The following is a 13,777-nucleotide window of genomic DNA, read 5'->3' on the forward strand; positions in this document are numbered from 1 at the left end:
CGTTTTTTTTTAGAAACGTTCGTAAAATATAACAATAACAAAAAATAAAGAGACGAAATAAGGACTTGGAATGTCGAAACATTCCAGGTCCTTATTATAAAAAGCAATAACCAGATAGGGTTATTTTGTTAGATTTTTATTCAATACCTTCGGCGACTGCATCAGAAAAGTTTTCCTTTACGATTTCGGTACAGTGATGACACAATGTTGGCAAGGCAGGATCAGCTCCAATTTCTTTGCGAACTTGACGGCAACGGTCACACACATGACCCGCTGCTTTTTCGACTAAAATTGCCACATCATCAAATTTCATCGCATTGTCAGGAACTTGTGCACCTACTTTTTCAACCGTAAAGTAGTCAGAAGCCACAATTAATAATTTAGCTAAATTACTATCAATTGCTGTCAATAAATCGGCGACTTGTTCATTGGGATAAATTGTCACTTTGGCTTCTAAAGGCTTACCAATTAATTTTTCATTACGTGCTTCTTCTAAAGCTTTCAGCACATTGTCTCTAAAGTCTAAGAAGGCACTCCACATATCTAATAACTCGGCCTGATTGGCAAATTCTTCATAACTAGGCATTTCTGCTAATTGGACATAGTCTTCTTCTTCTTGCAGGTAAGACCAGATTTCTTCAGCAGTATGAGGAAGAATTGGTGTTAATAGTTTTGTCAAAGCAACAGCTGCTTGGTAGAAAACAGTTTGCATTGAACGTCTTGCATGATCATTTTCTGCTTCAATATATACGACATCTTTGGCAAAATCCAAATAAAATGAAGATAAATCAACCGTCAAAAAGTTCATTACAGTCCGATAAATGTGTAAGAAATTATATTTTTCATAGCCATCTTCTAAAATTGTTTGGATAACTTGATTTAAACGAACAGTCATATATTTATCAACTGAACGTAATTCAGCATAAGGGACTGCATCTGTTTTAGGATTAAAGTCATTTGTATTAGCGAGTAAAAAGCGCATTGTATTGCGGATTTTACGATAAACTTCTGAGACTTGGTTCAAAATGTCCATCGAAACACGTACATCTGCTTCATAGTCAACACTTGCCACCCAAAGACGCAAGATATCAGCACCCATTTGATTAATAACTTTTTCTGGTGCAATGGTATTTCCTAGGGACTTACTCATTTTACGCCCTTCACCATCTAAGGTAAATCCTTGAGATAATACAGCCTTATATGGTGCAACGCCATTGATTGCAACACTTGTTGTAATACTTGAGTTAAACCAACCACGGTATTGATCTGAACCTTCTAAATACATATCTGCCGGAAAACTTAATTCTGGTCGTTGGCGTAGGACAGCTTCATGAGAAGAACCTGAGTCAAACCACACATCCATAATGTCATTTTCTTTGGTAAACTCACCATTCGGAGAACCGGGATGAGTGAAACCAGCTGGCAATAATTCTTTGGCTTCTTTTTCAAACCAGATATTTGAACCATGGGCTGCAAATAATTCAGCTACATGTTCAATTGTTTCAGGCGTGATGATTGCCTCACCATTTTCAGCATAAAAAATTGGTAATGGTACGCCCCATGCCCGTTGCCGTGAAATTACCCAGTCACCACGATCACGAATCATATTGTAAAGGCGCGTTTTTCCCCACGGAATGATCCAATCAACTTTTTCAATTTCAGTTAAAATATCTGCTCTAAATTTATCAATGGATGCGAACCATTGAGGGGTTGCGCGATAAATAACTGGTTTTTTCGTCCGCCAATCATGAGGATAACTATGCGTGAAAAAGTCCAGTTTTAATAAAGCACCTTTTTCTTCCAACAATTTGGTTACTTCAGGATTGGCTTTATCATAAAACATCCCTTCAAAACCAGGTGCTTCGGCAGTAAAGACACCGCGATTATCAATTGGTGATAAAACGTCTAATCCATATTTTTTACCAACGATATAGTCATCTTCACCATGACCTGGAGCAGTATGAACTAATCCTGTTCCGGCATCTAAAGTTACATGATCTCCACACATTACTAAAGAAGTGCGATCATAAAATGGATGTTGCGCTGTCATGTATTCCATAGCTGTACCAGGAAATTCTTGTAAGACTTTGACATCTTGCCAGCCAATTTCATTTTTGACAGTTTCTAATAAATCTTTTGCCACAACATATTTTTGACCTTCAGCCTCAATTTGAACATAAGTATAAGTTGGATTAACAGAAATACCTAAGTTTGCTGGTAACGTCCACGGTGTTGTCGTCCAAATAATCAAAGAAGTATCTGTATCTAGTAAATTTTTACCATCGACAACTTTAAATGCTACAAAAATAGAGGGAGATTTCACATCTTTATATTCAATTTCTGCTTCTGCTAAAGAAGATTCACTTGATGGTGACCAATAAATTGGTTTTAAGCCCTTATAAATATAGCCTTTTTCAGCCATCTTACCAAAAACGCGAATTTCAGCGGCTTCATAAGTTGGATCTAGCGTAACATAAGGATTTTCCCAGTCTCCAGCTACACCAAGTCGTTTAAAATCATTGCGTTGTTTATCAACTTGCGACATCGCATATTCCCGACATTTTTCACGGTACTCGGCCATTGTCATCTCTTTACGCTTAATTCCTTTATTTGCCAATACCTGCTCAATAGGTAAACCATGAGTATCCCAGCCAGGAACATAAGGAGCGCGAAAACCAGACATTGATTTATATCGCACAATAATATCTTTACTAATTTTATTTAAAGCATGGCCAATATGAATATTGCCGTTAGCGTATGGTGGTCCATCGTGTAAAACAAAAGAAGGTTTTCCTTCGTTTAACTTTTGGCGTTGTCCGTATAAATCGGCTTCTTCCCAATCTTTTTGCCATTCTTTTTCCCGATTTGGCAAATTCCCGCGCATGGGAAAACCAGTTTTGCCTAGATGCAATGTTTCTTTCATCTTCATGAATATCCGCTCCTATTCTATCTACTCACTCATTTTTTCAAAATAAAAAAACGTTCCTCCCGGTCAAGGGACGAACGTTGTCGTGGTACCACCCAAATTTGTACAAAATGTACTTCTTTGTGATTGTTAACGAAATCATACGTTAATGTCTACTTACTTCAACATTAAAACCGATAGAGGATCTTTTTTTTAGCAGGGTTCATCGGTCTTTCACTATCACCGACTCGCTGGTAGAAAATACTAAAAACTTTTCTGTTCTATTTTTGGTCTTTTTCTTCAATTTTATTTAGTAATTCCTTAGCATCATCTAATGTGTTGACCGCAGGAATTTCTTGACTTGGTGTGATGATTTTTTCACTGGCTTCTACGATATCAACTTGATTTTCAGTCATATCATTGTTTGAGTTTACTTCATTAGGATTTTCTTTGTCAAGTTCTTTTTCCATCAGTTCTTGAAATGCTTCATGCCCATCTTGCACATAGCTAGCAAATGGTTTTAAAATTTCATCCCATTCTGGACTTTTCACTTGTTCTAATTGTGATTGTAACATTAAAGTCAAGTTTTGATGGAAAACGCGGGTTTTTGTTTTCAAATCGTTGGTTTCAGTTGCTAATTGACGTGCACTTTCACTAGCATCATTCAAAATTTCTTTGGCTTTTTGTTCTGCTGCTGTTGTCAATTCATGGGCATGTTTTTCGGCACTTGAGACTAATTCATCTGCCCGATTTTGAGCAGAAGTTACGATAACCTCAGATTCTTTGCTTGCGCTTGTTTTTACCTTGTCAGCAGTATCTTGTGCTACGATAATGGATTGATTTAAAGCATCTTTTAACTCATTGAAATATTCTAATTTTTCTTCTGCATGTTTTAATGCTTTTTCCATTTCTCGATTTTTTTGTAGTAATTCTTCGTAGTCACGACCTACAATATCTAAAAAGTCGTCAACTTCGTCTTGATTATAGCCGCGCATTTTTACTGCGAAGGTCTTATTGTTAATGTCTAATGGAGTCAATGCCATTTTCTTACCACCTCTGCTTATTTTCTTAAAACACCTAAAGTTAAGCGTATTTTATCTTTTTTAGTTTTTCCTTCTATTTCTTGCAATTGAATACGTCCAAAACCGCGCACAGAAATAATATCTAATAAATCTAATAAAAAATCCGGACGCAATGTTTCAGTCCAATTTACTTTGATCTTTCCGCTTTCGACTAATTGTTTGGCGCGTTGGCGGGAAATATTGAACACAGTTGAGATTACCGTATCCAACCTTAACGATGACACCGTTGTCTTTTCTTCTTCCCAACTATCTTTTGGAGTCAAAATATTAGTATAACGCTGTTCTTCTAAGCGTGCAGTTACATTGCCAACTTTGACGATTTGTAAAGCAACAAAACTAGCCACTTCTTTCGCAATAAAAATTTGCCAAGCTGTACCATCACTAATGATATCGCCAAAATACTCGCGCTTAATTCCTGTACCCAGCATCGTTCCTAATAATTTTCCATGACTTAAATTGGCAAACTTGGTCGGATAATGAACTTCATAGATGGCAATATCAAACTCATCTAAAGTTGGTTCATAATAGTCCGGATAAATTAGTAAGCGGCGTCTCTCAGCTTGCTCATAGCCGCCATAAAACATAAATTTTAAATCCGTTTCTTGACGAATCAAAGTTTCAGCAATATATGCTTGACGAGGATCCAAAAAATCCGTTAAATGCGGCGCATATTGCATTTGAACTTGTTCAATCCAATCCGTTACAGCGTCAATAAAAGGGCGTTCATCAGCCCGGAAATGTTGATAGACATTTACGTTCATTGACTCCCACCCCTCATCTCTTAGTACATAATATTAACTAAAATTGTCGTTAAACCTTGACTAGCTAAATTTAATACAATAATAGCAACTGCAATTGTTAAATCGATTGGTCCAATCGTTAGATTCAGCCGATCAAATAAACTCAAATATGGTTCACAAATTTTTCTTAAAAAGCGACCAATAGCGGACTGATACCCTCCTGGAAACCAGGATAACAAAGCATAAATCATTAGTAAAACCGAATATAAATAGACGGCATCGTTAAGCAAACTTAATAACCTAAAAATAACAATTGCCTCCTTAATTTAAATCATATAAATCCGTTTCAGTGGGCAAAGAATCTTGACCGTCAATTTCCACATCACAAGGTGTGCATAAGAAGATTTCATCACCAACACGTTTAATATCACCATCTTGAGCATAAACAGTTCCGGTTAAAAAGTCGACAATTCTTCTTGCCTGATCTTCTTCTACCGACTGAAAATTAACTAAGACTGCTTCACCGTTTAACACGTGCTGTGCGATCTTTTTTACTTCTTGATAATTACGTGGTTCTAAAATCGTAATTTTACTAGCATTACTTTTAGCCAGACTCGCGTTATGTTGGCGCTTGGCAGCTGTTGGTGTCTTCATATTTTGCCGCAAAGACACAACTTTTTTATCTGCCTTAGGTGTTTCTGGCACAGAAATACTCTCTTGTACAGGATGTGATTGTTTAACTGGAATTTCCTCATCAACAACTGTTTCATAACCATCGACCCCAGGGGCCACTTCATATTCATCATAGTTATCTTCTGATAGACCGAAAAAATCTGCCGCTTTACTAAAAATCGACATGATAACTCCTCCTTTTAGGCATCTTTGACTAAAGCAGTACCGACACGAATGAACGTTGCCCCTTCATAAATGGCCGCTTGAAAGTCATTACTCATTCCCATGCTAAGTTCATGACAAGGAGCATAGACTAAATTAGCCGCTTCAATCTCTTGTTGCAGTTGTCGTAGTCTACCAAAAATATCTCGTTGTACTGATACTGTAGCGCCAAATGGTGCCATTGTCATCAGTCCTACGACCTGTATTTTATCATAAGGTGCAAGGGCTAAAATGAATTCTGAAAGTTCTGCTGGCGTAACGCCATGTTTTGACGTTTCACCAGAAACATTCACTTCCACAAAACATTTAATGACATGTTCTGCTCTTTTTTGAATTTCAGCAGCTAAGCTTAAATTATCCAAAGCATGGAAATAGTCTATTTCATTTATAATTAATTTTACCTTTCTCCGCTGTAAATTACCAATAAAATGCCAACAAATCGTATCAATATCGGCTAATTCTTGTTTTTTGTCTAAGAAAACGTCTGCTCTATTTTCTGCTAGATCTAAAACTTTCAATTCTGTTAATTGGCGCATCACTTGGCTAGAGACAGTTTTAGTCACGGCAACCAACCGGACACTTTTTTCATCACGACCAACAAGAGCACATGACTCCTGTATCTCTTGTCGGACCTCCCGCAAGTTCTCAGCAATCATGTGCTCTTACCTCCAAAGCTTTAATTAACGTTTACGACGGAAGAATGGGGGTGTGCTTAATTCATCATCATCACCAGATTTTACATCGTCACGATTAAATGTATCGAATTCTTTCTTTTCGATATTTTCAAATTGTGTATCATCAACTTTAGGACGCACTGTTTGTTCCTTGCGAATATCCCAATCGCCAAAAGCATTGTCATCTTCTGGTTGCATCGGTTTTGCTTGTTCCATATCTAAAACCGGTTTTTGCGGGATGCTGTGAATTTGATTTTGTCTTGAAGTACGACCTTTATTTTCCTTTTTTGTTGGATCAATCCCTGTTGCAATTACTGTCACGCGGATTTCATCACCTAATTCTTCATTAATTGAAGTACCTAAGATAATGTTGACATCGCCCGTTGCAGCATTAGCAACGATGTCAGAAGCATCTTGTGCTTCAAACAAGGTCATATCTAAACCACCAGTAATATTTAATAAAACTTGTTCAGCACCATCGATTGAAGTTTCAAGCAATGGTGAAGAAATAGCTTTCTTCGTAGCTTCGATTACACGATCTTCACCAGAAGCAACACCGATACCCATTAAAGCCGTACCTTGATTTTCCATTACTGTTTTCACATCAGCAAAGTCCAAATTCACGTAACCTGGAGCAGTAATTAAATCAGAAATGCCTTGTACCCCTTGACGTAAAACGTTATCTGCTTCCCGGAAAGCTTCTAGCATTGGTGTCTTTTTATCAACAACTTCTAGTAAGCGGTTGTTTGAAATAATTAATAGTGTGTCAACATTTTCTTTTAATTGTGCAATACCTTCAGCAGCAAAACGACCACGTTTTGGTCCTTCAAAAGTAAATGGACGTGTTACGACACCAACTGTCAAAGCACCAAGCTCTTTAGCGATTTTAGCGACGATTGGAGCAGCACCAGTACCAGTACCACCGCCCATACCAGCGGTAATGAAAATCATATCTGCGCCATCTAATGCTTCACGAATAGATTCTTCACTTTCTTCAGCAGCTTTTTGACCAACTTCTGGCTGTGAACCAGCCCCAAGCCCGCGGGTATATTTAGGGCCTAATTGGATAACTGTTTCAGCTTTTGAATTTTTTAAGGCTTGCACATCGGTATTTGCTGCGATGAACTCTACACCTTTAACGTTTTCTTCGATCATACGGTTGACTGCGTTGCCACCGCCACCGCCGACACCGATAACTTTAATGACTGCGCCGTCATTTACGGTATTGTCAATTGAAAATTCCATAATGTTTATTCCTCCTGCTTGGGTTTAGTCGAAAATATTCGAAAAGAAATCTTTTACTTTATCTTTAACGCTTTCGCCAGTGGATTCGTTTGTTTCTTCATACGTATCTTCTTGGCTATCGTATTCATCATAAGCTGGTTCTTGGGTGACTGGAACTGGCGCTTCTTGACTAGTAGCAGGCTGTGTTCTTTCACCGGTTACAGCAGTTTTTGCCAACTGATAAACTTCACTTAGATTTGCTGAATAGTCAACAATGGAAATTACATTTGTAAAGACAGGATTCCGTAAGCCCATGTGATTTGGTACATATAATTTCACGTTCGTACCAAAGATTTCTTGTGCTAAATCTACCACACCAGGCAAGCTCGCTGCGCCACCAGTTAAAACAACACCACCAGGTAAACTCAACGCATCAATTTCATCTAAAACTTCTTTAGACTTATTAAAGATTTGCTCCATCCGGGCTTCGATAATTTCAGCTAAATAGCGTTCATCAATTTTGACTGGTTCAGATTTACCAATAACATCCACAGGAAATTCTTCGCTAGCAGATGTTCGTTCTGGATAAGCATCACCATAATTAATTTTCAATGCTTCTGCATTGTTAAAAGATGTATTCAAAACAGTTGAAATATCTTTTGTTACGTATTCGCCACCCTCTTGGTTAACATGGGTGAATTTCAATTGTTTATCATGCATAACTGAAGTTGTAGTTTGACCACCACCAATATCGATAACGGTTGTACCAAAATCCTTCTCACCATCTGATAAAATGGATTCCGTTAAAGCAAGAGGTGTAATCACCATTTCATTTAAATGAAGGCCTGCTTTTTCAACACATTTGCGAATATTGTGCAAAATTGTTTTAGGACCGGTGAAAACAACGCCAAACATTTCGAGACGTACACCGATCATCCCACGTGGATCTTTAATACCTTCAAAGCCATCCACAGTAAATTCTTGCGGCAAAATCGTAATGATTTGTCTTTCAGGAGGAACTGAACGTACTAAAGCAGCTGAAGCGACGTTACGTACATCTTCATCTGTAATTTCTTTTGATTCGCTGTTAACAGCAATCATTCCTTGACAGTTTTCCACTTCTAATAAATTGGCTGGAACACCAACGCTTACGCTACGAATTTGGATACCTGCTTTTTCTTCTGCTTGCTTGACGGCCCGTTGAATTGCTTGAACCGATTTTTCAATATCGACAATAATCCCTCTGTTAATACCTTCAGATTTGGCGTTGCCTACACCAATGATATTCATTTGGTTTTCGACATACTCTGCAACGACAACTTTCACCGAAGTCGTTCCAATGTCAAGGCCGACATACATTCCCGTTTTTGCCATGAATGGGATTCCCTCCTACTAAATTTCCATATAGATCGAACAGTAAAGGTCCGTTTTTATCTATCAGTTTAATATTTTGTTCACTGCTAACAATAATACCACAAAAATCAACTTTTTAGAAATACGTTATGAAAAATATTTGAAATTTTTATTGCCCTATTTGGGTGTTATTATTGGTTTCACTCTGACTTTCATTTTCTGCGGTATTTTCATTGATTTCATTTTGATTATTATTACTATCTGTTGTGGTGTTTTCAGCCGATGATTCTTTCGTTTTTTCATTATCTTTCGGATACGGATACGTGAAAATTCCCACTTCCATATCCACAACCCCTTTGCCTTTTAACTCTTTAGCAACTTGTGGATAATACTTTAGTTGTTCTGTTAAATTAGAGATGTTAATAATAACAGTGTTTCCATCGTTCATTAACAGATTTAACAACTCTGTATTGGCACTAGTGGGTGTGTATTTAATTTGAGAAATACTAGCTCGTAATTCTTGAGAAAGTTTTTGATATTGCTTTAAGACAGTTAAAATGCGTTTTTGTGATTTAAAATCTTCTAAAATAGGCAGATTTTCAGCCGGTTTTTTAACCGTTTCAGCCAGAACTTTTCCATTTTCGATGACAGGAGCATAACTATCTCCTTTTTCTAAAATAGCAACTTCTTGATATTCTGTCACTGTCAATTTAAATTCATTAAAATGTTCAATTCCAACAGCCACACTTTTTACACGCGGTAAAGCCTGCTTTATTTTCGCTTCGTTTTCTCCGCGGTGCCAGTATTGTGACCAAAGGCCATCTTCTAAAGTAAAACCAGCCGCTTTTGTGATAGCATTTTTTGAAACTGCTTCGTTTTTTACTACATGAATAGCAGAGAGCTTACTTAGGGGAGAAACATAGTACAAAACAAATAACAATGGAATCAAAAACAGTGTAATCACAATTGTCAGCCGACGATAAAGTACCGAATTTCGTTCATACTTTAATTTGGGTAGCCGATCAGCAAAAGAACCATTAGGATTGCGCGATCCACCTTCAACGGGTAAATCACTGGCATTTTCCGGTAATTCAGGTTCTTCTTTTGGCTCCTGTCCGTCAATGACTGTGGGAGACCATGTCGCATCTTGACCATTTTTCTTCCGATATTCCAAGTTAGCTTTTTGCCATGGTGTCAAATTTACAGCTACATCTGAATGCTCACCTTTTTGCTTGGATTGGTCTTTTTTACTGATATGCGTCACCACCTTTACATTACACTGTAATTTCTTTAACTAATTGATATAAACGCTGACTAGCATCAGGAATTCCTTCTGATTTTGAAGCGGTAGCCATTTGTTGCCGTTTCGTTTGATTTTGCATAATTTCATCGACGGCTTCCACCAGAGCACTACCAGTCAACATCTCATCTTTAATCATCAACGCCGCCCCAGCATCCACTAAACTTTGTGCATTTTTAGTTTGATGATCTGCGGTCACGTAAGGACTAGGAATTAAGACAGCCGGTAAACCTAAAGCGGTAAATTCAGCAATAGATGTTGCTCCTGCACGCCCTACTAATAAGTCACAGCAAACCATCACCGCTGCCATCTTATCAATATAGGGGGCAACACTGACATTTGTCAACTGGCTTAAGTCAATCTTTGTTTCCTTTTTAATTTCATTAAAGTATCTTTCACCAGAAGCATATAACACTTGATAATCGCGCGTGGCAAAAATTGGCAAAGCTTCTGTTACAGCTTGATTAATTTTCAAAGCGCCTTGACTTCCGCCAAAAATCAGCGCGGTTGGTTTTTCTTGTTTCAAACCAAAAGTTGTTAAAATATCTGATTTTTTGGTATCACTGACTTCACTGGCACGCGGATTTCCCACAAGGACCGTTTTTTCAACTGGAAAAAATTGTGCTGCATCTTTAAAGCAAATCCCCACTTTTGTTGCATATCGACTCAAAAATTTATTGGTTATACCAGGAATACTATTTTGTTCATGTACAATGGTGGGGATTTTCATTTTAGCCGCTGCATAAACGACTGCTCCTGAAACATATCCGCCAGTTCCAATAACCACATCGGGTTGAAAAGATTTTAAGATTTGTTTAGCTTCTTTGATACTTTTAAAAAAAAGTTGGAGCGTTTTTACATTATCAAAAGATAGTTTTCGCTTAAAACCTTGAATTTCCAATGTTTTAAAAGGAATATCCGTTTTTGGTAGAATTTTATTTTCTAATCCTCTTTTGCCTCCAACATACATAAACTCAGAGGTTGGCTCTTGTTGTTTGACATAATTCACAAAGGCTAAGGCGGGATAAATGTGTCCGCCAGTTCCACCACCGGTTACTAATATTCTCACATGCTTCGCTCATTTCTATTATTTTTTCAAGGCATTAACTGCCGTTATAAAGCGTTCGCCTCTAATTTCAAAGTTTTTATACTGATCCCAGCTGGCATTGGCAGGTGATAACAAAATTGTATCTCCCGCCGCACTGAGAGCATACGCTTGTACCACGGCAGTTTCAGCATTTTCACTAAATTCAATAATTGGAACTTTAGCATCTCGTGCAGCTTGGGCTAATTTATCTTTTGTTTGACCAAAAACAATTATCGCTTTCAATCCATTTAACGAGGGAACCAACTCGTCAAATCCATTGCCTCGATCCAAACCACCAGCTAATAAAATTAATTTTTCATGATCAAAGCCGCTTAACGCCATCTCTGTTGCCAAAATATTTGTTGCCTTAGAATCGTTAAAGAAACGTCGTTCATTAATTGTTCCAACAAACTGCGTACGGTGTGGCACACCACTAAAACTTTGCAAAGTTGTTTTAATATTGTCATTTGAAATATTACGTAATTTTGCTACTGCGATTGCTGCCAAAGCATTTTCAACATTATGATTACCAGGCACACCTAATGTATCAGCCGCCATGATAAATTCATCGTGAAAATACAATTGCCCATCTTTTTGATAAGCTCCCGGTACAATTTGTGTACTAGAAAAGGGAACAATTTGGGCTTTTGTTGTTGCAGCCATATCTTGTAAAACCTTTTGATCCCAATTTAAAACCAAGTAATCAGCTGCTGTCATGTTCTCTTGAATATGCCATTTTGCTTTTTCATATTCAGCTTGGGAACCATGGTAATCTAAATGGGCAGAGAAAATATTAGTAATGACAGCAACTTCGGGATGAAAAGTTTGAATTCCCATTAATTGGAAACTAGACAATTCCGTTACCATTACATCGTTCTTTTGGGCATTTTGAGCCACAGTGCTAGCTGGATAACCAATATTGCCTGCTAATAGTGCCTTACCTTGCGTCATTCCAGCATTTAAAATTTCGCCAATCATTGTCGTCGTAGTGGTTTTCCCATTGGTACCGGTAATTCCAATTAGCGGACATTCCGCAATTTGATAAGCCAACTCTACTTCGGTAATAATTGGTAGACCTTTTTCGATTGCTTTTTTTACTAATGGTTGGCTATAAGGAATCCCAGGATTTTTTACCATTAAAGCAAAATCCTCATCTAGTAATTCAATTGGATGGCTGCCCGTGACAACTTTAATCCCTAACGCCAAAAGATCTTGTGCTTCTGGATTTTCTTCAAAGGGTTTTCCGTCATTAACGGTAACAAGTGCGCCCAAATCATGCAATAATTTGGCCGCACTGAATCCACTCTTTGCTAATCCCAGCACAAGAACTTTTTTATTTTGATATTCACTAATTTGTTTCATTTTTTCCATCTCCTACCAAATGATCAAAAGCGTAAGTACCGAACAAACAAAAGCGATCCCCCAAAAAACCAGATCGATTTTCCATTCAGTCCAACCACTCATCTCAAAGTGATGATGGATAGGTGACATTTTAAACAGACGTTTGCCGGTTAGTTTGAAAGAAGATACCTGCAACATTACACTGGCAGTTTCAATGACATAAATTAAACCAACAAGTAACAAAGTCCATTCCTGATGTAAAAGAATGGAAATCGCTGCCAGTAAGCCGCCGAGTGCAAGAGATCCTACATCGCCCATAAAAATCTTTGCTGGTTTGCGATTGTATGGGAAAAAGCCCAATAATCCACCGATCACACTTAAACAAATGATCAAGACATCAAATTGATTTTGCTTCCAAGCTATCATACCATAAGTTGCAAAGGAAATAACCCCCAGCCCCGAAACCAATCCATCAATTCCGTCTGTCAAATTGACTGCATTGGAAAAACCAACTAACCAAAAAATGACAAAAAGCCCGTAAAGAATCCCTAAATTTAATTCAAAACTAAAAACATTTAAACTGTTTGAATTGCCATCTTTTAAAAAGACAAAGTAAAAAATAACAGCACCTAGAATTTGTCCAATTAATTTTTGTAAAGAGTTCAATCCCATGTTGCGCTTTTTAAAAATTTTAATAAAATCATCTAAAAATCCAAGTAATCCATACAAGAATAAAATGAATAATAGGATAAACAAAGACGGTGTTAGTAAATTTTGCCATGCGCCAACCCACAATCCTGTCAAAACAGCAGCAATTAAAAAGACGACTCCTCCCATAGTGGGTGTTCCAGCCTTGACATTGTGCCATTTGGGTCCTTCATCCCGAATTTCTTGTCCGAATTGTTTGACTCTAAAATAGCCAATGAAAAGCGGCATGACAGCATAGGTCATCGCAAAGCTACTCACAATTGGTAAAATCATCTTTGTCCATTCCATTTTTCAAATCTCCTAGTTCATTTTAATGTATTCATTTTTATAAAAATGAAATTTATTTTCTCTACGCATATCATTCCTCTTTGGCAGAATACGCCAAGAGGAACTGACATCCTAGTTCATTTTAATGTATTCATTTTTATAAAAAATGAAATCTATTTTCTCTACACATATCAATCCTCTT

The 13,777-nt window shown here is 37.5% G+C and carries 12 protein-coding genes; all 12 read right to left on the minus strand.

Annotation, left to right across the window (positions count from 1 at the left end):
* Nucleotides 1-136: 136 nt before the first annotated feature.
* Entirely contained in the window at nucleotides 137-2,929 is a 2,793-nt protein-coding gene (ileS, locus tag RK01_RS06545; RefSeq protein ID WP_016172504.1) for an isoleucine--tRNA ligase, read from the minus strand.
* Nucleotides 2,930-3,186: 257 nt separating this feature from the next.
* The gene (locus tag RK01_RS06550; RefSeq protein ID WP_016172505.1) at nucleotides 3,187-3,948 is read right to left on the minus strand and encodes a DivIVA domain-containing protein; all 762 of its coding nucleotides are present in this window, start codon (nucleotides 3,946-3,948) and stop codon (nucleotides 3,187-3,189) included.
* Between the two features lie 17 nt (nucleotides 3,949-3,965).
* Entirely contained in the window at nucleotides 3,966-4,748 is a 783-nt protein-coding gene (locus RK01_RS06555) for a YlmH family RNA-binding protein (RefSeq protein WP_016172506.1), read from the minus strand.
* Between the two features lie 20 nt (nucleotides 4,749-4,768).
* A complete protein-coding gene (locus RK01_RS06560; RefSeq protein ID WP_016172507.1) occupies nucleotides 4,769-5,017 on the minus strand; it encodes a YggT family protein in 249 nt (82 codons plus the stop codon).
* Nucleotides 5,018-5,048: 31 nt separating this feature from the next.
* Nucleotides 5,049-5,585, minus strand: a complete 537-nt coding sequence (locus tag RK01_RS06565) for a cell division protein SepF (RefSeq protein WP_016172508.1) — start codon at nucleotides 5,583-5,585, stop codon at nucleotides 5,049-5,051.
* 14 nt (nucleotides 5,586-5,599) lie between these two features.
* Nucleotides 5,600-6,277, minus strand: coding sequence for a YggS family pyridoxal phosphate-dependent enzyme (locus tag RK01_RS06570; protein ID WP_016172509.1), 678 nt, complete (start codon nucleotides 6,275-6,277; stop codon nucleotides 5,600-5,602).
* Nucleotides 6,278-6,301: 24 nt separating this feature from the next.
* Nucleotides 6,302-7,540, minus strand: a complete 1,239-nt coding sequence (ftsZ, locus tag RK01_RS06575; RefSeq protein WP_016172510.1) for a cell division protein FtsZ — start codon at nucleotides 7,538-7,540, stop codon at nucleotides 6,302-6,304.
* Nucleotides 7,541-7,564: 24 nt separating this feature from the next.
* Nucleotides 7,565-8,893: a cell division protein FtsA gene (gene ftsA, locus RK01_RS06580; RefSeq protein WP_016172511.1), complete on the minus strand. Its 1,329-nt coding sequence runs from the start codon at nucleotides 8,891-8,893 to the stop codon at nucleotides 7,565-7,567.
* A gap of 148 nt (nucleotides 8,894-9,041) precedes the next feature.
* Nucleotides 9,042-10,136, minus strand: coding sequence for a cell division protein FtsQ/DivIB (locus RK01_RS06585; protein ID WP_244874955.1), 1,095 nt, complete (start codon nucleotides 10,134-10,136; stop codon nucleotides 9,042-9,044).
* A gap of 10 nt (nucleotides 10,137-10,146) precedes the next feature.
* The gene (murG, locus tag RK01_RS06590; protein WP_016172513.1) at nucleotides 10,147-11,241 is read right to left on the minus strand and encodes an undecaprenyldiphospho-muramoylpentapeptide beta-N-acetylglucosaminyltransferase; all 1,095 of its coding nucleotides are present in this window, start codon (nucleotides 11,239-11,241) and stop codon (nucleotides 10,147-10,149) included.
* 18 nt (nucleotides 11,242-11,259) lie between these two features.
* Complete coding sequence (gene murD / locus RK01_RS06595; RefSeq protein ID WP_016172514.1) at nucleotides 11,260-12,621, minus strand: UDP-N-acetylmuramoyl-L-alanine--D-glutamate ligase; 1,362 nt, start codon at nucleotides 12,619-12,621, stop codon at nucleotides 11,260-11,262.
* Nucleotides 12,622-12,633: 12 nt separating this feature from the next.
* Nucleotides 12,634-13,596, minus strand: a complete 963-nt coding sequence (mraY, locus tag RK01_RS06600; protein WP_016172515.1) for a phospho-N-acetylmuramoyl-pentapeptide-transferase — start codon at nucleotides 13,594-13,596, stop codon at nucleotides 12,634-12,636.
* Between the last annotated feature and the right edge of the window lie 181 nt (nucleotides 13,597-13,777).

The sequence above is a fragment of the Enterococcus dispar ATCC 51266 genome (genome assembly GCF_000406945.1).
GTDB classification, from domain to species: domain Bacteria; phylum Bacillota; class Bacilli; order Lactobacillales; family Enterococcaceae; genus Enterococcus_C; species Enterococcus_C dispar.

Coding starts and splice junctions, on each gene's coding strand:
- ileS (WP_016172504.1), bottom strand. CDS start 2,929: ATGAAGATGAAAGAAACATTGCATCTAGGCAAAACTGGTTTTCCCATG.
- RK01_RS06550 (WP_016172505.1), bottom strand. CDS start 3,948: ATGGCATTGACTCCATTAGACATTAACAATAAGACCTTCGCAGTAAAA.
- RK01_RS06555 (WP_016172506.1), bottom strand. CDS start 4,748: ATGAACGTAAATGTCTATCAACATTTCCGGGCTGATGAACGCCCTTTT.
- RK01_RS06565 (WP_016172508.1), bottom strand. CDS start 5,585: ATGTCGATTTTTAGTAAAGCGGCAGATTTTTTCGGTCTATCAGAAGAT.
- RK01_RS06570 (WP_016172509.1), bottom strand. CDS start 6,277: ATGATTGCTGAGAACTTGCGGGAGGTCCGACAAGAGATACAGGAGTCA.
- ftsZ (WP_016172510.1), bottom strand. CDS start 7,540: ATGGAATTTTCAATTGACAATACCGTAAATGACGGCGCAGTCATTAAA.
- ftsA (WP_016172511.1), bottom strand. CDS start 8,893: ATGGCAAAAACGGGAATGTATGTCGGCCTTGACATTGGAACGACTTCG.
- murD (WP_016172514.1), bottom strand. CDS start 12,621: ATGAAACAAATTAGTGAATATCAAAATAAAAAAGTTCTTGTGCTGGGA.
- mraY (WP_016172515.1), bottom strand. CDS start 13,596: ATGGAATGGACAAAGATGATTTTACCAATTGTGAGTAGCTTTGCGATG.